This window comes from Marinomonas profundi (assembly GCF_020694005.1).
Taxonomy (GTDB): Bacteria; Pseudomonadota; Gammaproteobacteria; order Pseudomonadales; family Marinomonadaceae; genus Marinomonas; species Marinomonas profundi.
Map to the genome: position 1 here is coordinate 3,513,456 of NZ_CP073013.1, position 26,458 is coordinate 3,539,913.

25 protein-coding genes are annotated in these 26,458 nt (G+C 45.4%); 9 read left to right on the plus strand and 16 right to left on the minus strand.

Annotation, left to right across the window (positions count from 1 at the left end; translation table 11 throughout):
• Positions 1-20 precede the first annotated feature (20 nt).
• Both leuD and leuC read right to left on the minus strand, forming a co-directional pair.
• Positions 21-671: a 3-isopropylmalate dehydratase small subunit gene (gene leuD / locus J8N69_RS16400; RefSeq protein ID WP_168822295.1), complete on the minus strand. Its 651-nt coding sequence runs from the start codon at positions 669-671 to the stop codon at positions 21-23.
• 34 nt (positions 672-705) lie between these two features.
• A complete protein-coding gene (gene leuC, locus J8N69_RS16405) occupies positions 706-2,133 on the minus strand; it encodes a 3-isopropylmalate dehydratase large subunit (protein WP_168822294.1) in 1,428 nt (475 codons plus the stop codon).
• A 93-nt stretch (positions 2,134-2,226) separates the two neighbouring features.
• Between leuC and J8N69_RS16410 the strand changes: the two genes are divergently transcribed.
• Positions 2,227-3,105, plus strand: coding sequence for a LysR family transcriptional regulator (locus J8N69_RS16410; RefSeq protein ID WP_211084803.1), 879 nt, complete (start codon positions 2,227-2,229; stop codon positions 3,103-3,105).
• Between the two features lie 8 nt (positions 3,106-3,113).
• On the opposite strand, the gene J8N69_RS16415 is transcribed toward J8N69_RS16410, so the two are convergent.
• On the minus strand, positions 3,114-4,265 hold the full coding sequence (locus tag J8N69_RS16415; protein WP_168822293.1) for an MFS transporter: 1,152 nt from the start codon (positions 4,263-4,265) through the stop codon (positions 3,114-3,116).
• A gap of 191 nt (positions 4,266-4,456) precedes the next feature.
• Here J8N69_RS16415 and J8N69_RS16420 point away from each other — a divergent pair, with 191 nt between their 5' ends.
• On the plus strand, positions 4,457-6,079 hold the full coding sequence (locus J8N69_RS16420) for an alpha-glucosidase (RefSeq protein WP_168822292.1): 1,623 nt from the start codon (positions 4,457-4,459) through the stop codon (positions 6,077-6,079).
• 97 nt (positions 6,080-6,176) lie between these two features.
• Here the strand turns inward: J8N69_RS16420 and J8N69_RS16425 are convergent, their stop codons facing one another.
• Positions 6,177-7,241: an AI-2E family transporter gene (locus J8N69_RS16425; protein ID WP_168822291.1), complete on the minus strand. Its 1,065-nt coding sequence runs from the start codon at positions 7,239-7,241 to the stop codon at positions 6,177-6,179.
• A gap of 12 nt (positions 7,242-7,253) precedes the next feature.
• The gene (locus J8N69_RS16430) at positions 7,254-7,499 is read right to left on the minus strand and encodes a sulfurtransferase TusA family protein (protein WP_168822290.1); all 246 of its coding nucleotides are present in this window, start codon (positions 7,497-7,499) and stop codon (positions 7,254-7,256) included.
• Positions 7,500-7,534: 35 nt separating this feature from the next.
• Here J8N69_RS16430 and J8N69_RS16435 point away from each other — a divergent pair, with 35 nt between their 5' ends.
• Entirely contained in the window at positions 7,535-8,950 is a 1,416-nt protein-coding gene (locus J8N69_RS16435) for a M48 family metalloprotease (RefSeq protein WP_168822289.1), read from the plus strand.
• A 54-nt stretch (positions 8,951-9,004) separates the two neighbouring features.
• On the opposite strand, the gene J8N69_RS16440 is transcribed toward J8N69_RS16435, so the two are convergent.
• Positions 9,005-9,283, minus strand: coding sequence for a hypothetical protein (locus J8N69_RS16440; RefSeq protein WP_168822288.1), 279 nt, complete (start codon positions 9,281-9,283; stop codon positions 9,005-9,007).
• 349 nt (positions 9,284-9,632) lie between these two features.
• On the opposite strand from J8N69_RS16440, the gene J8N69_RS16445 reads away from it, so the two are divergent.
• A complete protein-coding gene (locus J8N69_RS16445) occupies positions 9,633-10,880 on the plus strand; it encodes a tyrosine-type recombinase/integrase (RefSeq protein ID WP_168822287.1) in 1,248 nt (415 codons plus the stop codon).
• A 53-nt stretch (positions 10,881-10,933) separates the two neighbouring features.
• Here J8N69_RS16445 and J8N69_RS16450 read toward each other — a convergent pair whose 3' ends face one another.
• From J8N69_RS16450 to moaC, 3 genes are read right to left on the minus strand one after another with little or no spacing between them, the layout of a single operon-like run.
• A complete protein-coding gene (locus tag J8N69_RS16450; protein ID WP_168822286.1) occupies positions 10,934-11,377 on the minus strand; it encodes a molybdenum cofactor biosynthesis protein MoaE in 444 nt (147 codons plus the stop codon).
• Positions 11,378-11,632 (minus strand): MoaD/ThiS family protein, encoded by a 255-nt coding sequence (locus tag J8N69_RS16455; protein ID WP_168822285.1) that lies wholly within the window; start codon positions 11,630-11,632, stop codon positions 11,378-11,380.
• The gene (gene moaC, locus J8N69_RS16460) at positions 11,625-12,107 is read right to left on the minus strand and encodes a cyclic pyranopterin monophosphate synthase MoaC (RefSeq protein ID WP_168822284.1); all 483 of its coding nucleotides are present in this window, start codon (positions 12,105-12,107) and stop codon (positions 11,625-11,627) included. The genes J8N69_RS16455 and moaC overlap by 8 nt, the downstream gene beginning before the upstream one ends.
• A gap of 115 nt (positions 12,108-12,222) precedes the next feature.
• On the opposite strand from moaC, the gene J8N69_RS16465 reads away from it, so the two are divergent.
• Genes J8N69_RS16465 through trmJ form a run of 3 tightly spaced genes read left to right on the plus strand, consistent with a single transcriptional unit; the run spans position 12,223 to position 16,937 of the window.
• On the plus strand, positions 12,223-14,739 hold the full coding sequence (locus J8N69_RS16465) for an EAL domain-containing protein (RefSeq protein WP_168822283.1): 2,517 nt from the start codon (positions 12,223-12,225) through the stop codon (positions 14,737-14,739).
• A 54-nt stretch (positions 14,740-14,793) separates the two neighbouring features.
• A complete protein-coding gene (locus tag J8N69_RS16470) occupies positions 14,794-16,101 on the plus strand; it encodes a J domain-containing protein (RefSeq protein WP_168822282.1) in 1,308 nt (435 codons plus the stop codon).
• A gap of 53 nt (positions 16,102-16,154) precedes the next feature.
• Positions 16,155-16,937, plus strand: coding sequence for a tRNA (cytosine(32)/uridine(32)-2'-O)-methyltransferase TrmJ (gene trmJ, locus J8N69_RS16475; RefSeq protein WP_168822281.1), 783 nt, complete (start codon positions 16,155-16,157; stop codon positions 16,935-16,937).
• Between the two features lie 85 nt (positions 16,938-17,022).
• Here the strand turns inward: trmJ and efpL are convergent, their stop codons facing one another.
• Entirely contained in the window at positions 17,023-17,595 is a 573-nt protein-coding gene (gene efpL, locus J8N69_RS16480; RefSeq protein WP_168822280.1) for an elongation factor P-like protein EfpL, read from the minus strand.
• Between the two features lie 160 nt (positions 17,596-17,755).
• On the minus strand, positions 17,756-18,910 hold the full coding sequence (locus J8N69_RS16485; RefSeq protein WP_168822279.1) for a M14 family metallopeptidase: 1,155 nt from the start codon (positions 18,908-18,910) through the stop codon (positions 17,756-17,758).
• 37 nt (positions 18,911-18,947) lie between these two features.
• On the opposite strand from J8N69_RS16485, the gene J8N69_RS16490 reads away from it, so the two are divergent.
• Entirely contained in the window at positions 18,948-19,463 is a 516-nt protein-coding gene (locus J8N69_RS16490) for a hypothetical protein (RefSeq protein WP_168822278.1), read from the plus strand.
• 65 nt (positions 19,464-19,528) lie between these two features.
• Here the strand turns inward: J8N69_RS16490 and J8N69_RS16495 are convergent, their stop codons facing one another.
• From J8N69_RS16495 to J8N69_RS16505, 3 genes are all read right to left on the minus strand, one after another.
• Positions 19,529-20,140 carry a MarC family protein gene (locus J8N69_RS16495; RefSeq protein WP_168822277.1) on the minus strand — a complete coding sequence of 204 codons (612 nt, stop codon included), beginning with the start codon at positions 20,138-20,140 and terminating at the stop codon, positions 19,529-19,531.
• Positions 20,141-20,213: 73 nt separating this feature from the next.
• Positions 20,214-21,857: a phosphoglucomutase (alpha-D-glucose-1,6-bisphosphate-dependent) gene (pgm, locus tag J8N69_RS16500; RefSeq protein ID WP_168822276.1), complete on the minus strand. Its 1,644-nt coding sequence runs from the start codon at positions 21,855-21,857 to the stop codon at positions 20,214-20,216.
• Positions 21,858-21,973: 116 nt separating this feature from the next.
• The gene (locus J8N69_RS16505; protein WP_168822275.1) at positions 21,974-23,098 is read right to left on the minus strand and encodes a beta-ketoacyl-ACP synthase III; all 1,125 of its coding nucleotides are present in this window, start codon (positions 23,096-23,098) and stop codon (positions 21,974-21,976) included.
• A gap of 314 nt (positions 23,099-23,412) precedes the next feature.
• Here J8N69_RS16505 and J8N69_RS16510 point away from each other — a divergent pair, with 314 nt between their 5' ends.
• Complete coding sequence (locus tag J8N69_RS16510) at positions 23,413-24,561, plus strand: patatin-like phospholipase family protein (RefSeq protein WP_168822274.1); 1,149 nt, start codon at positions 23,413-23,415, stop codon at positions 24,559-24,561.
• On the opposite strand, the gene murI is transcribed toward J8N69_RS16510, so the two are convergent.
• Together murI and murB are read right to left on the minus strand one after the other, a co-directional pair.
• Positions 24,558-25,367, minus strand: coding sequence for a glutamate racemase (murI, locus tag J8N69_RS16515; protein WP_168822273.1), 810 nt, complete (start codon positions 25,365-25,367; stop codon positions 24,558-24,560). The genes J8N69_RS16510 and murI overlap by 4 nt on opposite strands.
• Positions 25,364-26,458 (minus strand): UDP-N-acetylmuramate dehydrogenase, encoded by a 1,095-nt coding sequence (gene murB / locus J8N69_RS16520; RefSeq protein WP_168822272.1) that lies wholly within the window; start codon positions 26,456-26,458, stop codon positions 25,364-25,366. The genes murI and murB overlap by 4 nt, the downstream gene beginning before the upstream one ends.

The following is a 26,458-nucleotide window of genomic DNA, read 5'->3' on the forward strand; positions in this document are numbered from 1 at the left end:
TTAAAAGCTATGTCTTTTATTTATTGACCGCGTGGCAAAAAAAGCCACGGCGCGTCCTTCATACGTTTTTCTTCATAGCGATGAATCGCCAAATCTTGCTGCAATGTTAAACCAATATCATCCAAACCATTCAACAAACAATGTTTGCGAAAATTGTCGACATTGAATTCGAATTGAGCGCCAGATGGTGACGTCACCGTTAGGTTCTCAAGATCAATCGTTATTTGAGCACCTTCACGTAATGCCACTTCAGCGAATAATTGATCCACTTCTTCAGCCTGCAAAACGATTGGCAACAAGCCATTTTTAAAACAGTTATTGTAAAAAATATCCGCAAAACTGGGCGCAATAATGCAACGAAAACCGTAATCATCCAACGCCCAAGGCGCGTGTTCACGGCTAGAGCCACAACCAAAGTTTTGACGCGCCAAAAGTACGCTCGCGCCTTTGTAGCGATCTTGATTCAATACAAAGTCTTTGCGTATTGGGCGACCATCGCACTCTTGATCAGGCTGACCTTCGTCTTCATAACGCAGTTCATCGAATAAATTTTTACCAAAGCCAGTGCGCTTGATCGATTTCAAGAACTGCTTTGGAATAATCATGTCAGTATCAACGTTTGCCAAATCCAAAGGAGCGGCTAAACCTGTGTGTTTAGTAAAAGGACGCATAATGTCTCCTCAATAACTCTTCTAGAGAGCTCTCCTAGTGTTTAACAAACTCGTTCACATCAACAAAGTGACCCGCAATCGCCGCAGCCGCTGCCATCGCAGGGCTGACCAAATGCGTACGACCACCAAAGCCTTGGCGACCTTCAAAGTTACGATTCGAGGTGGATGCACAATGTTCGCCAGCACCCAATTTGTCAGCATTCATCGCCAAGCACATAGAACAACCCGGCTCGCGCCACTCTAAACCTGCGGCTTCAAAGATTTCATGTAAGCCTTCTTTTTCCGCTTGGGCTTTCACCAAACCAGAGCCTGGCACTACAATCGCTTGCTTCAAAGTCGACGCCACTTTACGACCTTTCACCACTTGCGCGGCAATGCGCAAATCTTCAATACGAGAATTGGTACAAGAGCCAATAAAGACACGATCAAGCGTCACATCAGCCAACATGGTTTTGCCTTCTAAGCCCATGTATTTCCAAGCACGGGCATAACCTTCTTTTTTCACCGGATCTTTTTGATCTTCAGGACGCGGAATCGGCTGATCAATGGCGATCACCATTTCTGGCGAGGTTCCCCAAGTAACCTGCGGCTTAATGTCTTCCGCTTTTAACACAACCACTTCGTCAAATTGCGCGTCTTTATCAGAAACCAAGTCTTTCCATGCTTCCACTGCCATGTCCCAATGCTCGCCTTTTGGCGCATAGGGACGGCCTTTCACGTACTCAATCGTGGTATCGTCCACAGCGATCAAGCCAACACGAGCGCCCGCTTCTATCGCCATGTTGCAGACCGTCATCCGGCCTTCCATAGACAAAGACTGGATGCCAGTGCCACCAAACTCAATCGCAAATCCCGTACCACCAGCGGTACCAATGGCACCAATAATCGCCAACACCACGTCTTTCGCAGATACCCACGGTGACAATTCACCATCAACCCGTACCAGCATGTTGCGACTTTTCTTTTGCACAAGGCACTGGGTCGCTAAGACATGTTCCACTTCAGAGGTGCCAATGCCATGCGCCAAGGCGCCAAATGCACCGTGTGTAGAAGTATGAGAATCGCCACACACCACCGTCATACCGGGAAGCGTCGCGCCTTGCTCTGGCCCAACAACGTGCACGATACCTTGGCGAATGTCTTTCATATTGAATTCAGTAATACCAAATTCGTTACAGTTGTCGTCCAGCGTCATGACTTGGATTTTAGAAACGGGGTCTTCAATACCATCCACACCGGAAATACGCTCTTGCTTTGTCGTTGGTACGTTATGATCTGGCGTCGCCAAGCTTGACGACACACGCCAAGGCTTGCGCCCAGCCAATCTAAGCCCTTCAAATGCTTGCGGTGATGTCACTTCATGAAGCAACTGTAAATCGATATAAATCAACGCACTGCCGTCATCTCGTTGTTGCACAAGGTGGCTATCCCACAACTTGTCATACAGGGTTTTAGCTGACATAAATTCTCTCCTCAGAAATCTATTGCGCTATCCTAAAACTTTGGCTTAAATTACTCAAATTCATATTTTTCATGTTTTGGATAATTTTTTGGAATGATAGACATTGCCGAACTGCTGACTTTTATAAAAGTCGCCGAAACCCGCTCTTTTTCAGAAGCGGGCGCACAACTTTTTGTGACTCAACCTGCGGTTAGCAAACGCGTTGCTGCGCTCGAAAGCAGCCTAGGTGTTCGGCTGTTTGACCGTATTGGACGCCAAGTGCAATTAACCGAAGCGGGTATTCGTCTATTGCCCAAAGCACGAAAAATGGCCGAAGACCTGCAAGACATAAAACGCAGCATGACCTTACAGATGCAGGATGTCAGTGGGGAGTTACGCATTTCCACCGGCCATCATATTGGCTTACACCGTTTGCCTAAGTTTTTAAAACGCTTCCAAGAGGACTTCCCCTGCGCACACTTAGAAATTGAATTTTCTCAATCCGAAGAAGCCTATCAAGATGTTTTAAAAGGCCGTGCAGAACTGGGGATTATTACATTATCTAATAAAGAGAACCCACTTATAGAGTCGCTGCCAATTTGGTCTGACCCACTTGCCTGTGTGGTCAGTAAAGACCACCCCTTGGCAGGTTCGAAAAATCTAAGCTTAATTGAACTCGCGCAACATGCTTGCGTACTCCCCAACAAAAACACCTTTACTAGACAAATTGCTGAGCAAGTTTTTGGCAAACAAGGGTTAAAACCACAAGTACGCATGAACACCAACAACCTAGAAACACTGGCAATGCTGGTTAACATTGGCTGGGGCTGGTCGTTGCTGCCTTCGACCTTAGTGGATGAAAAACTGGTCGTACTGAATTTGCCGGATTTGAACGTAGAAAGAAAACTGGGGGTTATTCATCACAAACAAAGAACACTCAGTCGAGCCGCCATCGCTTTTATTGAACTGCTAAAAAGCGACAGCACAGACTGAAAGATTGACTAACGGCGCTGACTCAGTAAAAGCATCGTCAGCGCCAACGAGCTAACCAAAGCCGCCAGAGTGAACACCCATGCGCCACCAATCCATTCCCATAAATAGCCAGCAATCACCATTCCCAAACCGCCCCCTAATCCTATGGCAAAAGCACTGTACATGGCTTGCCCTTGGCCGGCGAAACGCTCAGGGAAAAGACGTCGAATCTGTTCAATAGAGACCATATGAAACAAGGCAAAGGTAATACTATGAAGCAGCTGCGTAAATATAAGCACCCAAACCACAGAAGCGAACCAGCCCACCAACAGCCAACGCACCATGCCACAAATAAAGCAGAGGGTGATAATGTGCACCACATCAAAGCGCTTAATAGCGTTACCAAAGAATAAAAATAACACTATCTCGATAATCACCCCTAAAGCCATCAAAAGCCCAATGTGTTCTCCGCTGTACCCTAAATTTGATAAGTGCACCGCAAAAAACACATTAAAAGGCGCATGAGACATAAAGGCCAAAAATGCCAGTCCGAAAAACAACATGGATTCCGGGGTTCGAACTAAATTGAAAAAAGACGTTGTCGCCTTCTGAGTGTTTACCTCATACGCCTGCTCTTTAAGAAAAAAAGACGTCACGACCGCAAGCGCCAAAAACACCCCCATGGTCGGAATAACGATGCCAATGCCAAACTGACCAATTAAAAAACCGGCCCCTGTCACCGCAAACACGTAGCCAATCGAGCCACCCACTCTTAAACGCGTATAAGGCACATCTAAATGACGAATACTTCTCACCGCCAACGAGTCTGTCATCGGAATCAAGGCGGAATAAAATAGCGCCATGGTACAAGTCAGCAACCATAAGGTTTCAAATTGATTGTTCCAGTTGAAGGGAATGACGGCGATAAAACAACCCAATATGCCTATTTGCAGGATGCGTTTCGGCAGCCCTACCTTGGCAGTTAACCAGCCCCAAAAATGCGGAATTAAAATACCTGACAAGGTAAAGGTAGACATCAATCTACCAATTTCTGATGCCGTTAAGCCAATCGATTTATAATACAACGAAATGTAAGGCATCATCACGCCAACAAGAGCACAGAAAAAAAAGTAAAAAAAGAATAAAGGCCAAGCCACAGGGCGAGCATTTTCAGAAAACATTACGGCTCCAAAGGTAGGGGGCAGTGTCTACGAGGATAAATAAGGCAACAAAAATCATGCATTAATCATAATCATTGAGTATGCTGGAAATAGGCTAAAAAAGCACGACAGATCATGAAGCCAACGCCTTATAAATATAACGCATGCTGTTAGCGCTTGACTCAACAAACCTATTTATAGCGAGAAAGATCATGACTGAGAAACAAGAATGGTGGCGTGGTGCCGTAATTTATCAAGTCTACCCTCGTAGTTTTTTCGACTCCAACAATGACGGCATTGGCGACCTCCCCGGCGTTACCGCCAAAATGGACTATATTGCCTCGCTTGGCGTTGACGCTATCTGGTTATCGCCTTTTTTTACCTCTCCGATGAAGGACTTTGGCTACGACGTCAGTGATTATTGTGGCGTCGACCCTATCTTCGGCAATCTCACGGACTTCGACGAACTTATTCAATCGGCACATCATCATGGTTTAAAAGTCATGATAGATCAGGTGTTAAATCACAGTTCAGACCAACATCCTTGGTTTATCGAATCTCGCCAAAGTCATGACAACCCAAAAGCGGATTGGTACATCTGGGCAGACGCCAACCCAGACGGCACGGTTCCTAACAATTGGCTGTCTGTTTTTGGCGGCCCAGCTTGGCACTGGGACAGTCGTCGCCGACAATATTACCTACACAACTTTTTAGACAGCCAACCCGATTTGAATTTCCACAACCCTGATGTGGTCGACGCCTTGTTGGAAACCGTTGAGTTTTGGCTAAAACGCGGCGTAGATGGCTTTCGTTTGGATACGGCTAACTATTATTACCACGATAGTGAACTGCGAAATAATCCGCCTAAAAAGGAAATCGTCGAAGGCAGCATTGGCGTTCGGCTCGACAATCCATACGCCTATCAACTGCATCTGTATGACAAGTCCAGACCTGAAAACATTGGCTTTTTACAACGCTTACGCAGCTTACTAGATAAATACCCGAACACCACAACCGTGGGGGAAGTAGGCTGTGACTTCGCATTAAACACCATGGCCGCGTATACCCAGGGCAACGATAAACTACACATGTGCTACTCATTCGACCTGCTTACCCACGATTCGTCTATGACACACATCCGTCACACCATGGAAACCATAGAGGCGGGATTAGGTGATGGCTGGCCATGCTGGTCGATTGGTAATCATGATGTGGAACGCGTTGCCACACGCTGGGGGAAAAATCACGATGCCTTGGCAAAAAGCAAAGTCTATATGACCATGCTGCTCTCATTACGCGGCAGCGTATGCTTGTATCAAGGCGAAGAACTGGGTTTGCCGGAAGCGGAGCTGGATTTTGACCAGCTAGTTGACCCTTTTGGCATTACCTTTTGGCCCGAATTCAAAGGCCGAGACGGTTGCAGAACGCCGATTCCTTGGAAAAATGAAGCGTTAGGTGGCTTTACAAAATCCACTCGACCTTGGTTGCCCGTCGCCAAAGAACAGAGCCATCTAGCGGTCAGCGAGCAAGAGGGAAACCGGCACTCTGTCCTACATGCTTACCGTGATTTTTTACACGTTAGACGTAGTCACCCAGCATTGCGCTTTGGTGACATTACCTTTCTCTATAATGACCAAACGACATTGACATTTTTACGCCGTTATCAAAGCCGCACGCTCTATGTCGCGCTTAACACTTCGAACCAGGATAAAATTTTACCGGTTGAACATTCTCTCTCCGCGCTCACCCTGCCTGAGGCTGTCAAAAGCGGCTACCTAGACGGCAACACCGTCATTCTTCCGCCGTTCAGTGTTTTGATTGCCCATGTTCTCTAACGGATTTATGTCTGTAATACAGGTATCTGCAACAGACGACATTTGCAGCACACCACGCACCCAAGTGTCATCTTGGGCGCGTGGTTCGGTTGTTTTTTTAACGCGGATGTAAGAGCTCTTGATCAGGCCAAGCACTAATAATCGCCTTCACTAAGGTTGCAAGAGGAATGGCGAAAAATATTCCCCAAAAACCCCAAATACCACCAAAAAACAACACAGCGATGATAATGGCTAACGGGTGCAAATTTACCGCTTCTGAAAATAATAATGGCACCAAAACATTACCGTCTAATGCTTGAATAATTAAATACGCAACCACCACGTAAATAAACGCGTTTTGAGTGCCGAATTGATAAAATGCCACCAACACCACGGGGACCGTCACCGCAGCCGCCCCAATATAAGGTATCAATACTGAAAGCCCAACCAACAATGCGAGCAACTCTGCGTACCTTAATCCGAAGGCGAGAAAAACAAGATACGTCACCCCCCCGACAACCAACATTTCAATAAACTTGCCTCGAATGTAGTTGGCTATTTGATCATTCATTTCATGGGCGATATTCCGCATCATTCGTCTTTCTTTTGGTAACCATGACGTCAAGTAATCCAAGATTTTCTCTTGATCCTTGAGCAGAAAAAACATGACTAATGGCACTAAGACCAAGTAGATAATTAATGAAAACAAAGACGGTATACTGGACAAAGAGAAAGACACCAACCACTGTCCCAGATTGGTCGACTCATTCGCCAATGAATTAATCACCTCCGCAATGGCAGCTTGACTCACCAGCTCGCTATGCCCCTCGGTAAACTGTTCTATCTCATGACGAATCTCGACAAACATTCTAGGCGCATCTTGCACAAGCCGCACGGCTTGGTGCCAAACAATGGGTATCATCACCCCAATAAACACACTGCACGCGGTTAAAAACGTAAAAAAAACAATGAAAACAGCCGGAACATGCCCTAAGCCCAGTTGCTGTAATCTATCAACCAAGCCTTGAAGCAAAAATGCCAACACAATAGCGATTAATATCGGCGCTAAAATTCCGCCCCAGAATGCAAAAACACACAGTGTCGCAACCAACAACAACAAAAACACAACGACTTCTTCATTCGAAAAATATCGCTTAATCAGTGTATCGACAATTTTAAACATAACGAATCCGTTTTAATTTTTTTGAATTACAAAGCGATAAATACGCTCTTCTTCACTCAAAGACAACAAAGAAAAACCAACCAGAGCCACATATTGCGGGATGTCCCTTAATGAACCGGAATCACCACTAATCACACACAAACACTCCCCTGCTTGCATCTTACTGAGTGCCATTTTGGCTTTTAGTAACGGCATAGGGCAACGATCTTCTCTTACATCCAAGATTACGTCATACTGATTGCTTACATCGACCATCATTTTTCACTTTATCTAATAACCACACTTGCCACATTATGAGACTATTTTCAAACGTTACAACAGGATTCGCTATCTTAGCCGTTGTTTTTGCCAGTATTTTTGCCAATTCGGCATGGGCAGAAATCCCAGATTTAGAAGCTAACAAAGATGAAAGAGCACTGTCCAATCCCTCATACATATTAGGTCAATACTGGTTTAGAAAGCTCAATGGCAGCCGGGCATTAATCGACTTTCCACCATCCTACGATTACGTAAAAGACACGCTGTCTCAAATTCTCCCACAAACGGACCTTTATAATAAAACCGTCGAGATGACATTTCTGAACAGTTCGCAGAGCAATGCCTTCGTCATTCCCGGCAGCCACCTTTTTATCTATTCCGATATCATGGAAATAATTAACAGTGAAGACATGCTGCTGGGTCTATTGTCTCACGAGGTTGCCCATTTAGACTTAAGGCACTACGAACGACAGTCTAAATACGCTGGAGAAGAGCTAAGCAAAACCCTCGTTATGTTAGGAGCCGGTATCGCTGCAGCACTTGCGGGCGCAGGCGGCGACGCGACCACGGCTCTTTGGCTCGGTGGCATAGCCAATCAAGCGGAAAACACCCTAACCTACAGCCGTAACCAAGAACAAGAAGCCGATCGACGCGGGCGTCAATATCTGCTTGACGCAGGGCTCGACCCAGATGGCATGACAAAATTATTTCAGGCGTTGTTTAAACAAGCGTTAGGCAGACCCAAGCTAGAGTTTTTATCAACTCACCCTTCTCCTAACACACGCCTTTCAGACGCTTTTAGCACCGCACCTAAGCAAACAATACTATGGCGCCAACAGGCCAGTGATTTTGAATTTTTTCGGGCGACCTTGCTAGCGTATAGAGCAGGACTAGAAGACAACCCCTACACCTATCTGGATCAAAATATCTATCACCATAATGCCAAGCTTTTCGCAAAGGGGCTGCTTTCTTATTTAATTCAATCACCAGATCGAGCACTCGGCTTTTTAGAGCAATTAGACAAGCGCAACTCATTTACAGACTATCTTCAGGCCCTTAGCTACGCCGCAGCCAATGAAAAAGAAAAAGGCATAGCGGTTATCAAACGTCGACTTGAGCTTGATCCAAACAATATTCTTTTTGCTATGCTAGACAGCCAATTAAGTCAGTCAAAACCCATTGAGACAACATCAAACTACCTTTATGAACAACGTTTAATTTGGCGCGCCAACATCCAATACTTTCAGTCTATTGGAAATAAAGCCATGGCGTTGCATTATCGAGCATTGTTAGACTTTAGTCAGGGGAAAGATAAAACGGCCCAATATTTAATAAAGCGCTCTGAAAATGACGCAAAAGATAATGAAAAAGACATTATAAAAAGCACATCTGATTATTTTAAAATGATCAGATCAGCGGAAAAACGAGAAGACCTAGAAGAAGAAAGCTAAAAAAAAGCCAGACATATTGTCTGGATTTTTTAGGTATTTATAAAACAATCTATATTATTCAGCAGACTGCGCACGTAATGCATCAAATTGAGATTGCAAGTCAGCGTGCTTCGCTTGATAAATAGCCGTTTTTTGATTGTAAGTATAAGCACCTTTTAAATTAACTGTAGAATCTACCTTCGCGCCCATATTTTCTAATGTAGCCGACAGAGCAAGAACGCTGCCTCTCGCGCTTTGTAAGCGATCAGCGGCATTTTCATCGGCGGCAAAAGCACTGGTGGCGATAACAGATGCAGTGAAGAAGGTAATTGCTGTTTTTGAGAAAGTGTTCATTTTCATTCCTTATCAATATAGTTTCAATGGTTGCCATTACTAAGTAATGTTTCGATAAGATAATAATAAACCTTTATTAAAATTAAAAAAGAGCAAGGGCGTCGCTTCCACCGTTATTCCAAATACGAACCAATAAACGTCAGATTGGATAAAAATCACATAAAAATACAACTAGGCATTCTAAATAAGGTAACAAACCAAGCAAATAAGGAAGCATTAAACAAACTGGCATCTTACCGCATACCTGCATTGCTTTTTCTGATGGTTTAAGTCGATAGGTTCAAATAAAACGATAGGGATAGATCGGAAAATTTGTTAATATAGATCATCTGTTTGGATATATAAGATTATGACGCCGCTTGCTTTAATTGATAACTTAGAACACTTGCCGAATCCGTTCACTCAATTCGAGGGGATCGCTGCTCACCTTAAACAAAATACCCCCCAGCTCAACGACCCAGAGTATCGCCGTGACCTTCAGCTTGCCCTGTGCTTTATTTACAGCTACAACGGCTCCCAAGCGACCTTTAATTCTTATCGTCGAGAAGTAGAACGACTGCTGCTGTGGTCGTGGCATATCGCCAACTGCCCAACCACCACATTGCGCCGTGATCAGATTGAAGAATTCATCCATTTTTGTATCTCGCCACCAGAAAGCTGGATAGGCACAAAAAATGTCGCTCGCTTTAAATTGCACATGGGACAAAGAACCGCGAACAAAGAGTGGCGACCCTTTGTCGCCCATGTCAGTAAATTGGAATTCAAAAATGGCGATGTGCCAAAGACAAAACTGCATTCATTATCCCAATCAGCGATCCGGGCGACGTTTTCAATTTTATCGTCTTATTATGGCTTTCTTATGCAAGAGGACGCAGCGCAGCAGAATCCCGTCGCCTTAATTCGACAAAAAAGTAAATTCGTTAAAAAAGAAGTGACACGCAAACAAGTGCGACGAATTTCTAATCTGCAATGGGATTATGTGATTGAAACCGCAGAAATGCTGGCCGAAGAAGACCCAGCGACTCACGAACGCACTCTTTTTATCATGAATGCGTTGCTTGGTATGTATTTGCGAATTTCTGAACTCGTCGCCGATGAACGCTCCGCGCCGGTGATGGGCGATTTTATCAAAGACGCCGACGGTCATTGGTGGTTCAAAGTGCTTTCAAAAGGCAATAAAGAACGTCTTGTCGCCGTATCAGATGACATGCTCAATGCGCTCATTCGATATCGCCGTTTTCGAGATTTGCCAACATTGCCAACCATTGCGGAAAATACGCCGCTGGTGCCCAAAAACCGCGGCCAAGGAGCCATGACCAGCTCACGGCAAGTGCGCAACATAGTGCAATTATGTTTTGATCAAGCCTATGAACGTATGTGCGAAGATGGCATGAGAGCAGATGCCGATGATTTACGTGTCGCAACCGTGCATTGGTTGCGCCATACCGGCATATCCGAAGACGTAAAAACCAGACCCAAGGAACACGTAAGAGAAGACGCGGGGCATGCCAGCATGGCGACCACAGATAAGTACATTGATACCGAATATCGAGAACGCCACGCCAGCGGCCGAAAGAAAACCCTTCGACCGCATTAAATATCAGTGTTAAAAATAAGCAGCACTTCTCTATATTTAGCGTTGTGCTATTTTTACCAGCGCTCTAAGCTTTTTTCGTCATTAGTATTGGCTTCTACCCAATGGCTTTCTGAGCCCTGAGACTCTTTTTTCCAAAACGCCGCTCGGCTTTTTAAATAATCCATAATAAAGTCACAGGCTTGAAAAGCGTCGGCACGATGCGCAGCGCTGACGCCAACAAAGACGATCTGATCGTCCACCGACAAACGACCAACACGGTGCACAACGCAAACATCCAACAAGGGCCAACGAGCATTGGCCTCATCGACAATAGTCTGCAGGTTGCGTTCTGTCATGCCAGGATAATGTTCAAGCTCAAAGTGACACGCGCCGTTAGGCAAATCCGAAAACTGCCGCACTAAACCGACAAACATCGCCACAGCGCCCGTTTCATTGGCTTTTAATAGACCCTTGTATAAAGCATCCACCTGAAAATCGTCTTCCTGTACAAGAATCATTTAACCTCCCGTAACCGGTGGAAAAAAAGCCACTTCATTAACGCTTTCTGGCACTAGGTCTGTGTCCCGTGCGAATTCAAAATCGATAGAGGATTGAATGCCTTTCTCAAGCAGCGCCTGCCCGTGAGCCAATTCGTTGGCTAATTGCTGTTTTAATTCGCCAATAGTCACCGGTAAGACCACTTCGACCCTGCATTCACCTTGACCAATACGCTCTTTGAGTGAGGCAAAAAACACCACTTTTACGCTAGGCATCCCCTTTACTCCAGTCGCCACTTTTACCACCTTTCTTTGCTAACAAAGACACATGTTGAATCACGATACCTTTATCCACCGCTTTGCACATATCATAAAGAGTTAATGCCGCAATACTAGCACCGGTTAGCGCCTCCATTTCAACCCCCGTTTTGCCAGACAGAGAACAAGTGCACAACACCTCTAGCTCACGATCACTGATGACATTAATGTCCACCGTCACCTTGGTTAGCATTAAAGGGTGACACAAAGGGATTAAATCAGAAGTCTTTTTAGCCGCCTGAATACCCGCGATGCGAGCCGTCGCCAGCACATCTCCTTTTGGTAGCCCTCCTTCGATGACCTTGGTTAACGTCGTTGGCTGCATCAATAAAATGGCCTGAGCCGTCGCGGTACGCTTGGTAATGTTTTTGTCTGAAACATCGACCATGTGAGCATGGCCTTGATGGTCTAGGTGGGTCAGTTTATCGCTCATAAAAATCCTAAACAGTGTACATATTAAAAATGTCGCCTATATTTTAAGAAAGGCACCAGGATTGCAAGTTAAGTCTTTTTAAATGTCGTCAAAAAAGCATCATGGACTCTTAGGAATGACCCCAAAATTCGTTGTATCTTCCTTTATCACCCTAGCCTTATTGTTATGGCAGCCAGCCGTATTGGGTCTAACACTCACAACGCCAATCCCTACTTTTAAAGAAATACACCCTCTTTCTGCAGAACAAGCCTTGCTGAATGCAGAAAAATTCACGCAACAAGCCTATTCAGAATCGCAAGGTTTTTCAGCGCAGACTTATTGGCATAAATTAACTTTCGCAGAATCCGCACTGGAGCAAGAAAACAACTTTCACCTCAAATTAAATTATTACGTTATTGAGCACCTCGATTTTTACCTGTTTCATGGCGATCAACTCATTAACCATTGGAAGCGAGGCGCGCTCGATGACTGGCATACCGACACAGAATATTACGATGGCATCTGGATTCCGCTTCAATTATCGAGTCATCAAAATACGACGTTACTGATACGCAAACAGGGCAACAGCCCTCTTCTAACGCCTTTCGAGTTACTAAATGCAAAAGACACCCTAGAAAAAAAGCAATACCAGCCGATTTTTTGGAGTGTCATTATCAGCAGCCTACTCATTTTGCTTACCCACAACGTCTTTGTTTTTGCCCTTCTCAGGCAACCCGGCTTTCTATATTACCTTGCACTCAACATTGTGATTCTTATCGCTTTGTCGGCTATCACAGGGTTTAATCGCTGGATCTTTCCGGAATCCGTTAGCCAATGGGTTATAAGGCAACTATTCCTCGTTTTCGGTATTGGCGCGTGGATCCTCTTTCGTTTCAGTGTGCATTTTTTAAAGGAAATTCACATCCCCGCCCCACAGTCAATTATTCGTCGATACGGTGATTGGATTTTTGTTATTTTCTTGATTTCAACACAGCTACTCTCCGTCAAGACGTCGGCCTTAGGGTTCGCCTTAATTGAAGTGTTTATGTTTATAATTTGTACTTATTGGGGTGTAAAAGCGTACGCCAAAGGCTTTCTTGCGGTCCGCTTCTATTTGTTTTCATGGTTCTTTTTAATAGTCGGCAGCATCCTAAACACCCTTATTTTTTGGAAGGTTTTGCCTATAAACCCCATTACCGAATCGATTTTCCCCGTGGCTTGTCTATTGCAACTGCTCAGTTTTTCATTTGCCTTTGCTGATAAAGCCAAGCAAATAGAAACCAATCGCCAACAGCAAGCCCTGATTGATCAGCCAACAGGCTTACCTAACAGAACCTATTATTTTGACCAACTGCCTATTCATTTAGCGAATCTCAATCACTCATACAATCAGCCGCACAATGATCCTGAACTGGCACTTATCATCATAGACATCACCAATCATCGAGCATTAAGCCAAGCGTTTGGTCCCGCAAAAGCAGACACTGCCATGGTTGAAATCATCGAACATATCCATCAAAAAACAGCCGAGATGAACGGCCTTTTATCTTTTCCTTTGCCAAACAAAACCCTCAAAAAAATCATCCGTATCAGCACGCAAAACATTCTCTTGATTAGCACAACGCCAGCCTTGATAAAAACACAAATTCAATTCATCCAACACACATTAGACTATTCTACGCTGGTGAATAATATTCACTTTAGACACCAATATAAAATTGGCAGCGCCCTCTATCCATCACAAGGAGCCAATCTAGACAAGCTCTACCAAAATGCGCTTATCGCAAAAAACTCGGTGACTTACTCATCAGGCAATTGGCTCCCTTTTACTGATAACTTAAAAAACAACCATGCCCATCAGCTGCATTTAATTACGCAGCTCACCAATGATATTCAACAGGAAGCACTGTATTTCGATATTCAACCTCAAGTCGATTTACTCACCCGCCAAATCATCGGTGGGGAAGTTTTGGTGCGCTGGAATAACGATAAATTAGGGCAAGTTTCACCTGCTGAATTCATACCGCTAGCAGAGCAAACCGGGCTTATTTATAAACTCACAGACCTGTTACTGGAAAAAGTATTCCAATGGGCACATCAACACCCCCATGCCCTATTGAACAAACGCTTATCCATCAACATCTCAGCGCTTGACCTATTACAAGAGGATTTTGCTCATCGCGTCTCACTCTTAATTCAGCGCCACCGTTTATCGCCCCAAACCTTCACCATAGAAATCACCGAAACCAGTGTTTTTCAAAATAATGCCATCGTACATGACAACGTAAAGCAGCTTCATCAAGCCGGCTTCAAACTCGCTATCGATGATTTTGGTGTCGGTTATAGTTCCATGCAGAACCTTGTCGCCTTACAAACTGACGAACTAAAAATAGACCAATTCTTTATTATGAGCTTACTCGAGGATGCACAAAGCCAGATCTTATGCCGCAATATGATAGACCTGAGTAAGGCGCTTAATATTATCAGTGTCGCTGAAGGCATTGAATCAGAAGGCATACTGCAGTTATTGCAGGACTGGCATTGCCAAGTTGGTCAGGGTTATCACCTCTATCGCCCTATGTCACCCGCTGACTACCTGGCGCTGTTGAATAAAAAAGTTCCACCTTTGTCCACGCCAACAAATCGTGCATAATGCATAACACGTAAATTCATCCACTTGCACCGTGCGGTTAGTAAGCCAAATTACATGAGCCTAATAGACGATTATCAACTGCTGGAAATCTCCACCACCGCCAGCGAGCAGGAAGCAAAGACCGCATTTAGACGTTTGGCTAGGCGCTATCACCCTGACAAGAACCCAGACAAAGACACAACCGAGCTTTTTCAGCGCCTGCAAGCGGCGTATGAAAATGTCACCAATGCGATTCGCCAAGGGGCACAAGTCAACGATTGGAAGCCCTTTACCTTCACCAAAGAAAATACGCAAAGCTCGGCCGCTAAAAACCGTTACACGCATTTTTCGAGCGCCACCGATAAAGAACAAGAAGCCTTTATAAAAGAGCGACAACGCGCCTACGAAGCAATGAAACGCAACAACGCTCATCACGATAAAGTGCGTGATGACGCCATCAAAGCGGCGCGCAACACACTCAATGAAAAACGCGTCAAAGCCTTGTATGAAGAAGCCTTTAAAGCCTCAAAAGACTTCAACGCTCACGGCTATAGCGACACAGATGATACCGGCAGAAAAGAAAAACATACCGACATACCGCCCTATCAATCCTTTATGGATGACGAGGGCGACTACACGCAACCCACGCGCCCATACCACAGCGAAGCCGTTAGCCAACCCATTAGACTAAACGCCGCAAAGGCCGCGTTTCGAGCGGCGACCTATATCGCATTTTTTGCCGCCGGCATTTACAGCACACTTTATTGGCAATCCTCACAGCAAGAAACGGCCGAGTCTAAAACCGCCACTTACATCACTGGTTTATATCCGCAGTTCCGCGTTGGAATAAATTACACCTTGGCCGATACTCCGCTTTATGCTGAGCCCGATGTCTCCAGCGCTATCTTGCAAACCATCCCAACACAATCTGACCTGCAAAGTATAAAACTACAAGGTAACTGGTTGACGGTTCGCTATAACGGCATAAACGGCTGGGTGCAGGCCAAAAATATCGGTTTTGGCAGTGTTGAGCAAGCACGTCAAACGGGCTGCTTTGGCCAGCCAGGAATCGCCCCCCAGCATGGTAAATTAATTGGCCAAGCCGATGGCAACAGTCGGCTGCGTATACTCAATCAACTCCCAGAACACAGTATGCTCACTTTCGAATCTTATGACGGCAAAGCGCCTTTCTCTATTTATCTTTATAGAAAGCAAGCTTACGCCGCCAATTACATTCCAAGAGGCAGCTACCGATTGGTGTTGGAGACAGGATCCCTGTATCATCACGCCTGTAATCAATTCCTCTTTAACGACACAACCAAAGTCATCTTAGACAAGGTCGATTTCGCCAGCACAGAGCAAACACTCACGCTAACGCCATAATCAAACCGCTGAACAAAACTAAGTGACAACTAACCCTGAGTACTTCACCAACCATGCTAAGTAATATCCGAATCGTATTGATCAACACCTTTCACCCTGGCAACGTCGGTGCCATTGCCCGAGCCATGAAAAATATGGGCTTAACCAAGCTTTATTTGGTTGATCCAAATGACTATCCATCGGAAGAAGCGACCAGCCGAGCAGCCGGCGCTGTTGATCTACTTGAAAATGCCACCATAGTGACCACGCTCGAAGAAGCCATCGCAGACTGTAGCCTTGTGATTGGCACCAGCGCGCGCCATCGCACCTTTCAACTGCCGATCATGAATGCCAGAGAATGCGCCGAAAGCGTCATCCCAGAAGCGGTTGATCATAACGTGGCGATTGTTTTTGGCCGTGAGACCACAGGCTTATTAAACGACGAAATAGCCCAATGCCACCGCCAAGTGTATATCGACGCCAACGATGAATACCCCGTGCTCAATATTTCACAAGCCGTGCAAATCGTTGCTTATGAGATTTGGATGGCCAATCAGAACAAAGAAAACTATCAAAAAGAAACGCCAGAGTACCCACACAAAAAAGACATGGATCTTTTTTATGCGCATTTAGAAGAAACCCTTTATGGCATTAACTTCATCATCCGCAGCCATCCTGGTAAAGTCTTAGATAAGTTACATCGTTTCTTTAATCGCTCACGTCCAGAGAAACAAGAATTAGGCATTTTACGCGGCGTACTGGCCGCAGTACAAAGGGAAGCGGGGCTGACAGAAGCCAACAATCACCCAGAGAAAAAAGCCAAAGACATATTAAAAGAAGCGGCTAAAAAAGATTAATCCGTCGCCTCTGCCAAATGGCAACGTTAAAAAAAATGCAGCCAATTGGCTGCATTTTTTATACGACTCAATCGACGAGAAACGATTACTTCTCAGCGCGGCCCGCAAACTTACGTTCTTCTACATTGACCTTGATACGATCACCCGTAGAAATGTGCTCAGGCACTTGAATCACCGCGCCAGTAGACAATTTAGCTGGCTTGTTACGCGACGTTGCAGAAGCGCCCTTGATTGAAGGGTCGGTTTCAACGACCTCTAACTCAACGTTGGTCGGTAATTCGATAATGACAGGCACGTCGTTAACCAACACCACTTGAATGCCGACTGTGTCTTCATTAACAAACAGAATCTCTTCTTCAATAGCGCTCTTATTCAAACTGTATGGCGTGTAGTCTTCGCTGTCCATGAAAACATACTCCTCACCATCGGAATAAGAGAACATCGCTTGACGGCGAACGAGATCAGCAAGATCAATCATGTCCGAATCTTTAAAGGTTTCATCCAATTTACGCCCTGTCACCACATCATACATACGCATGCGATACAAACTTCCACCGGCACGACCTTGAGGAACCGACCGTTCGATATCTTTCACAATATAGGTTTTGTTGTCGTAGCTAATCGCGATATTCTTTTTGATCTCACTTGCCTTAGGCATTTTTCTTCGTCCTAATATTACGTTCTATAAAAATAAACAGGGGCATTAAATTCAGTGCAATTTTGACTGCCAGATGCTAATCCAGTTTAAGAAAGTTCGCCAGATAATAAAGCATAATTTAGCCGACAAATAACGGAAAATAACCTAAAACAGGTCAGAATCAATCGTCCGCTCTCATGTGAGAACTCATAATCACCTGATAAATAGGGTACAACACATCGGCCCCCAAAATTTTAGCGCGCTCTGGCGACCAGCCAACGATTTCGTCTGGCAAGTTTTTGTTGTCTTTGAACGGCATTTCTAAGGTGAAAGACAAACACTGATAGGTTTCCCCTACCCATTTGGTGGCGACGGTTAAATTCGCCTCACCAAACTGAGATGGCGTGTAGCCGATTTCAGTCTGAAAGTCTGGGCTGACAGCGAGAAACATGTCTTTAAACAAAGACTCCATTGCTTCCATACGCGCATCAAACGATGGCACACCTTGGCAACCATCTACAAAGTTCGCCGGAAGTGTCTCATCGCCATGAATATCCAAGAATAAATCCACACCCGTTTCAGCCATTTTCTTTTGCACCGCTAACACTTCGGGACTGAATTCTGCGGTTGGGTTTTTCCATTCGCGGTTCAAATTCACACCTTTGCTGTTGACCCGCAAATTCCCCTGCACAGACCCATCTGGGTTCATGTTTGGCACCACATAAAAACGGCATTGCTTCAGCAACGAACGCGCGACCGGGTGGGATTCATCAAACAAACGCTCAAGCAAACCTTCCACAAACCATTCAGCCATGGTCTCACCAGGATGTTGGCGAGCGATGATCCAAATATTTTTCGCAAGCCCTTGGGTTTTACTAATTTCCAATAAGGTAATATCACGACCTTCAGCGGTTTCGCCCAAGTGATCCGTAATACAATCGTCATGACTGGCCGCCCAAGCGATCATGTCTAAATGACGTTCATAACTGTAAGGCGCAAAATACGCGTAATACACACTGTCTTGCTCGGGCTGGTGAGTAATCACCAATTTACCGTCGACATATTCAGTTGGCACGCGGAACCAATACTCACGGTCATAAGACGCTACGGCTTGATAATCTACCCAACCATCTGGGTACGCCGCGTCGCTGGCGTTTTCGAATTGAATGACACATTGCTCACCCATTCCGCCTTGTAAACGAAAATAAAACCACTGTAAAAATTTAGAGTTTGTATCATTAGGGATCTTTACTCTAATATTGTCCGGCTCCGAGGCGTCAATAACGGAGATGTTACCGCCATCAAACGCACTACTGATCTTGATTCGGCTGGTCATTTACTCTTCCTTAACAATCAAACATTGGTTCTAAATTATGGCAAGTTTACCTATATTCATCACGGCTGTCGCCAACTCTTCCGACGAGCCAGCGTTTCCGCTGCTTTTCACTTGGTCGACTCACGAAGCACAAATCAAAGAAGTGCTGGTGATTCCCGACGACGAATGGCTCGAAGAACACCGTATCGAACCCAACGCTCTTGACCTTGATGAGCAACAACTCTACGAATTTGGCTTCGAAGCCAGCGACATATTAGCAGAATGGATCAATGAATTTGATACTGATGTGATTTACGCGCTGGAGCCTGAATTGTTGAGTCTATTAGTCGAAGCCACGTACGATATAAAAGGCTTAGAGCCAAGCTTTGAAGTGCAAAGCATCCACTCTTGGTTTGAAGAGCGCGATGTCAACCTAGACGAGGCTGTCGCAGAACAAGGCCAAACAACGCCTTTACACCTGCTTCCCCCCGATGAACTCATCATTCAGCTACTACAGATCGCCGTCGAACAGGGTCTAATCGATCAGAACGATATTCCAGCAATAGAACAATAAACGCACCCAACGAGCCTCTTAATTCGCGCTTAAAAATCAAGAGGCTCTGGGTGAAATTTGCTCCGCTACAGGCTCGCCGCCATGTGCGTTACCAGCCCCCGAATCCCATTCACCAACATCTGTACCGACATCATTAACAACAGCATTCCCATCAAACGCTCCAATGCGGCCAAGCCTTTTTCTTTCAACAGTCGATTCAATAACGGTGCCATTGCCAGAATCACCACAGAAATCCCCCATGCGGCAAAGATCGCAATCAATAAGCTATCTCGACCGTCAGGGTAACTTTTCACCATCACCAGCAGAGTGGCCAAAGTAGAAGGCCCCGCCAACATAGGAATAGAAATGGGCACAATAAAAGGCTCCATGACAGGGCCTTTATCCTTCGTCAAAGGGGAAGGGAAAATCATTTTCAAAGCAATCACAAACAGCACCACGCCACCGGCAATGGAAATAGATTCCGTTTCCAAATGCAGTAACTGTAAAAACTCAGCGCCAAAAAACAAAAAGCACACCAAGATCAGTAAGCCAATTAGACCATCACGCACCACGATCTGGTATTGACGTTTTTGCGGCACGCCCTTCATCACAGACAACAAAATTGGAATATTACCAAATGGATCAATAACGAACAAAAACAGCAAGGTGGCCGATAAAATCGAAAATTCTGTACTCATAATAACTCTTCATTACCTTCATTGAAGACAGGTTAACGCTGCCGTAGCTTACTAAAACGACATGAGTAGAGGCTTAATTCCCTAACACACTGTCGACTAGCGCTTTCGCTTCGCTTTCCAATTTCGCCAGATGCGCTTCTGACACAAAACTTTCTAGATAAATTTTATAAACATTCTCCGTACCCGATGGCCTCGCTGCAAACCAGCCATTATCAGTAGAGACTTTTAAACCGCCAATGGCGGCGCCGTTACCTGGCGCATGGGTCAATATCGACGTAATAGGCTCATCCGCTAGCGTTTTTTGCGTGACGTTTTTGACATCTAACGCACCGAGTAAGGCTTTTTGCGCCGACGTCGCCACCACATCGATGCGCTTGTAAAAAGGTCGACCAAACTTGCTGACCTGCTCTTCATAAAGCATTTGTGGGTCTTTGCCTGTCACCGCCAATATTTCGGCCGCCAGCAAAGCCATAATGAAACCATCTTTGTCAGTGGTCCAAACACGGCCATTTTTGCGTAAAAACGCCGCGCCTGCGCTTTCTTCGCCACCAAATGCCATGGTGCCATTAAACATGCCTTCCACATACCATTTAAAACCGACAGGGACTTCACAAAGCTGACGACCCAGCCCATTCACGACACGATCTATCATGCCACTGGAGACCAATGTTTTACCAAATTGAATGTCTTGCGACCATTGCGGTCTATGCTGTGACAAATACTCTATCGCCACGGCCAGATAAGCATTCGGGTTCATTAACCCAAACTGAGCACAGACAATGCCGTGTCGGTCGTAATCAGGGTCATTACCAACCGCAATGTCAAATTCGTCTTTGAGTTTTAGCAAACCCTGCATGGAATACGGCGAAGAACAGTCCATGCGGATACGGCCATCTTTATCAAGCGGCACAAACCGAAACGTCGGGTCGACTTCTTTATTGACAACACTAATGTCCAAGCCATATTTTTTCGCAATAGGCTCCCAGTAATGTATGCCTGAACCGCCCATAGGATCGACGCCAATGCGGATTTTTGCATCGGCAATGGCTTTCATATCAATGACATTTTCAAGATCATCAACATAATGATTAATATAATCAAAAGGCTCTATTAAACCACTGGCTTGCACTTCGTCTAACCCAAGACGTTTAACGCCTTGTAGATTGTTTTCTAATAACGCATTCGCTCTTTTCGCCACCCAGTCAGTAATGTCTTTATCTGCTGGGCCGCCTTTGCTTGAATTGTATTTAATACCGCCATCTTCGGGCGGGTTATGCGAAGGGGTAATGACAATGCCATCACTAATATCAGATTCCGCTTTATTGTGCGTTAACACCGCATGGGAAATAACAGGCGTTGGCGTATAACCGCCATTCAATTGAGTACGAACCCGCACCCCATTTGCAGTGAGCACGCTCAACGTAGTCTGAAAAGCCGCCTCAGACAAGGCATGCGTGTCTTTGCCTAAGTACAGCGGCCCTGAAATATTCTGCGTCTGGCGATATTCCGCAATGGCTTGCGCAATGGCAAGAATATGGTCTTCATTAAAACTGCTTAACAAGGCGCTACCACGATGCCCTGAGGTTCCAAAACTCACACGTTCATCGGCATGAGTTGCTGCACGGGGCTTTTTGACATAATACGCCGTCATGAGCTCAGGAAGATTAACCAGTGAATCATAAGCAGCAAGCTGCCCTGCTTGAGGATGAATAGCCATATTAAACATACCTTATTAAGTCTTTGAAACCGATGCAATTAGTCTCCCTCATAATCACATCTGTTTCAATGACTTAACGAGGCAACTTATTCAAGCAACATAAAAGAATTAAGCTGTTAACGTTTACGAAGTATCAGGCTCCCAATGGAGTAACCCGCACCAAACGAGCAAATCACCCCAATATCCCCTGCCAGCAAGTCCTCATGGTATTTGGCAAAAGCGATAATAGAACCCGCCGACGCGGTATTAGCGTATTCATCCAGTACCACCGGTGCCTCGTCAAGTGTGGCGTCACGGCCTAGCAGCCGTTTGCTAATCAATAAATTCATATTGATGTTAGCCTGATGCAACCACCAGCGTTTTAACTCCGCCATTTGAATACCCTGACTCTGCAAATGACTCTCAATATGCTCGGCCGCCATGGGGCAAACCTCTTTGAATACCTTACGACCATTTTGGTGAAACAACTTATCGGCTGAATACGGGTCTTCATCTGTTGCACGAGTGGTATAACCAAAATTAGAACGAATATTGTTCGAATAAGCCGTGATGCATTTACTGCTTAACACCTCAAAAGAATGGGCTGACTGGCAGGTGTCACTGCTTTCCACCACCACAGCCGTTGCCACATCACCAAAGATAAAATGCGAGTCTCTGTCCATGTAGTTAACCTGAGGCGACGTCAGTTCTGGGTTGATCACCAACACCCCTTTTGCGGTGCCCGCTTTCACCGCGTCAACCGCTCGCTGCAAACCAAAAGTAGCAGCAGAACACGCCACCAACATATCAAAGCCAAACCCCTCGATGCCTAATGCCGCTTGTACTTCAATGGCGATTGCAGGATAAGAGCGCTGTGTATAAGCACAAGAAACAATCACCATATCGATGTCACTGGCTTTTTTATTGGCGGCTTCTAGTGCTTTATGCGCCGCGGCAATGGCCATTTCAGCTTGATGAGAGACTTGTTCGTCGTTTCGAACTTCCAGTAGCGGACGCATACGATTAATGTCTAACGCGCCCTCTTTGGCATAAATATAGCGACTTTTGATACCAGAGGCTTTTTCAATAAAGGCCGCACTGGAAAGCGGCTTTGCCTCTTGCTCACCTTTTTCAATAGATTGAGCGTGCTCAATATTATATTGCTCAGCCCAAGCATTATAGCTGTCTACCAACTCTTCATTACTAATGGAATACGCGGGAGTCCAAAGACCCACCCCGCTAATGACGACAGAAGATTTCATTGGAATGATCCTTTTTCTTATTATTTAACATTTAATATTTAACCTGTTGTTCAACATTTAACGTACTGCTCAAGATTTGAAAACTATCGATGAATTGTGGAACAGATTGCTCGGACAGTCCACCGTTAGTCATAGCGAAGCCCACCTGTTATGCAAAATACTGATATCAACAGGTGATATGATTGACCGAATTGAGCATAATTCACAGCAGTGTATGATTGTTTTAATCGATCTGTGTGGTTGTTTTAATAGAAGAAATGCGTTTTTATGAGAGACATGGAATGCTTGAATAAAACCAGACTAAGCGAGTTCTTATGACCAATAATAATGCCTTAATTTTATCTGGCGGTGGCGCACGTGCGGCCTATCAAGTTGGCGTATTATCCGCCATGGGAAAAATACTCCCGAAACACACCGCGCTGCCATTTTCAATTTTGTGTGGCACCTCTGCTGGCGCACTAAATGCCACCATGTTAGCGTCTCATGCTGGCGACTTTTCCAAAGCCGTATCGACCTTAGCGTTTGTATGGCGCCATCTAACACCCGATCAAATTTACACAGTGGGTCGTTGGCCTGTCGCCACCTCTTTAACCAAAACCTTACTGTCTCTTTTTCACCTCCATAATAGCGAAACCTCAATGGCGCTAATGGACAACACACCATTAAAAGAGCTACTAACCAATCACTTAGACTTTTCTCAAATCAACACGGCCATTGCAAACAAGCAACTCAAAGCACTGGCCATCACGGCGATGAGTTACAGCACAGGGGAATCAACAACCTTTTTCCAAGGTACACCTGGGCTAGCATCCTGGAAAGGCAACCGACGCAAAGGTGTGGAAGCAATCTTGGGGGTAGATCACTTATTAGCATCCAGTGCCATTCCGACCATTTTTCCAGCCCATAAAATTCAAAACCACTATTATGGCGATGGTGCTATCCGTCAGAAGTCAGCCATTTATCCAGCCCTCAAACTAGGGGCAGACAAACTATTCATTATTGGTGTCAGCGGAAACCGCAGCGCGAAAAAGTGGGCAGCGACGGTTGAAGAGGAAGTCGAATCTAGCGCCCCGAGTATGGCGCAAATTCTTGGGCAGTTATTAAACAGTGCTTTTATCGATAATCTGGAAGATGATATTTACCAATTAGAGATCATGAATAGCCTTATTCGTGATTTACCCAAGGAAAAACAAGCCCAGCATCAAAATCTTCCCACGGAGACATTGATCATTTCCCCGTCAGAAGAGCTTAATGGCATCGCTCATCATTACATTAAAACCTTACCTAAAAACGTCCGTATTTTATTAAAAGCAGCGGGAGGGTCGACCTCGGAAAGAATCAGTTCCGCGGCGAGCTATTTGCTTTTTACGCCGCAATACTGTCGGGCTTTAATGGATTTGGGGCATCAAGATGCCATGTGGGAAAAGGATAGAATCATCGCTTTTTTTGACAACAACCTTTAAATAGAAACGTGTCGTAGGTCTAAAATATCTTCTCTCGCTTCCACCCATGAAACGAGTCTGTGCATGTTTTTAGACGCCAAAGAGCTGCACAATGTTATCGTCCCTTCAACTTGAGACAGGGGATTTTGTAGCAAGCACATTGCTTCTGGATAAGTGGCTTCTAAACGGCGAATTAACTGAGCGGTTACCCCTGCACTGGGTTCGACAATGTCACACTCACTTCCCAGTGCTTGCTCAAACAAATGCTTCACCAAAGGATAATGAGTACAAGCCAACACCAAGGTATCGATCTGTTGCGCGCGCATTGCTTGACTCAATTGTTGAATGGTCTCGGTCACTTTTGCTTGCGAATCAGGCCAAGCGTCGATGTCAAATGCTAAGGTTGCGCTGGACATAATAGACACCTCACTATCGGATTTCCACAGTGCAATTAATTGCTTTAAGCGTGGGCTTTGTGCCGTCACAGGCGTCGCTAACACAGCGACTTTGCGCTGTTTACTGAGTCTAAAGGCGGGTTTTACGGCAGGCTCTACCCCGATAACAGGCAATAAGGTACTGGCGCGGAGAGCATCAATGGCCGCCACCGTTGCGGTATTACAAGCCACCACAATCGCCGAGACCTTTTCCGTTTCGAAAAAGCGCCCTATCTTTACCAATCTATCTTGCAATTGCGCCACACTTTTACTGCCATAAGGCGCGAAAGCATCATCGGCTAGATACAGCAAATCCAGATAAGGTTGTTTTTGGTGTATGGCATTGAGGATGGTTAAACCGCCAGCGCCTGAGTCCATTACCCCTACTTTCAACCCTGCGTCTCCATATTGGGCACATCAGCCTGAACCGGCGAGGGTAATTGAACTGGCTCACGCTCCAACTCAACGCCATAAAGCGTTGCGACAGAGTGTTTTATTTTTGCTTCCAGTTCCAGCAAGGCATCTGCGCTTTGTGTTGAATAATTCACCAGCACTAACGCCTGCTTTTCATAGACTCCAACACCTTGATATTGTTTCCCTTTCCAACCGGCTTGATCGATCAGCCAGCCAGCGGCTAACTTAATCCCTTTTTCAAAGGGAAAAGACACTAAGGAAGGAAAGCGCGCTTTCAGTTGCGCATGTTGCGCGTGACTAATAATTGGGTTTTTGAAAAAACTGCCCGCGTTCGCCAACTCACTAGGATCTGGCAGCTTCTCCCGTCGCACTTCACACACGGTATCAAAGACCGCTTTAAGGCTTGGCTCACCTTTAACCCGCTCCGATAAACCACCGTAGGTTAATAAAAGCGCGGCTTGCTTTTTAAGTGATAATTCCACCGCCGTAATGAATAAAGTGTCTTTCCATTTACCTTTAAAATAGCTGTCTCGATAAGCTAAACCACAATCCTGAGCATTGACCCAATAGACATCACCAGACAGCGCATTAATCACTTGAACCCGAACTAAAACGTCTTTTATTTCCACACCGTAAGCGCCGATATTTTGCACAGGGGCGGCTCCCACCGTGCCGGGAATTAGCGCTAAGTTTTCAATACCAAACCAGCCTTGTGTGACCGTAAAGGCCACTAACTGATGCCAGTTTTCCCCTGCAGCAACGGTTAGACCGACCAAATTGCCACCTTGCTCTCTGACGTTTATGCCCGTTAAACGGTTGATAATCACCAACCCCGACACATCCGCAGCAATAAGCAAATTACTGCCGCCGCCAATCATAGTCACTGGCTGTTTAAACTCTTTGGCCCATGCCAATAACGCCTTTAACGACGCGATACTGTCTGCGACCGCAAAGTATTCGGCACGGTAAGCAAAACGAAACGTGTTATAAGCCGCTAAAGAAATGTTTCTCTGAATCGCGTCTTCGACGCTTTGGGCTAAATAGTCTGTGGTATTAAATCGCATTATCAT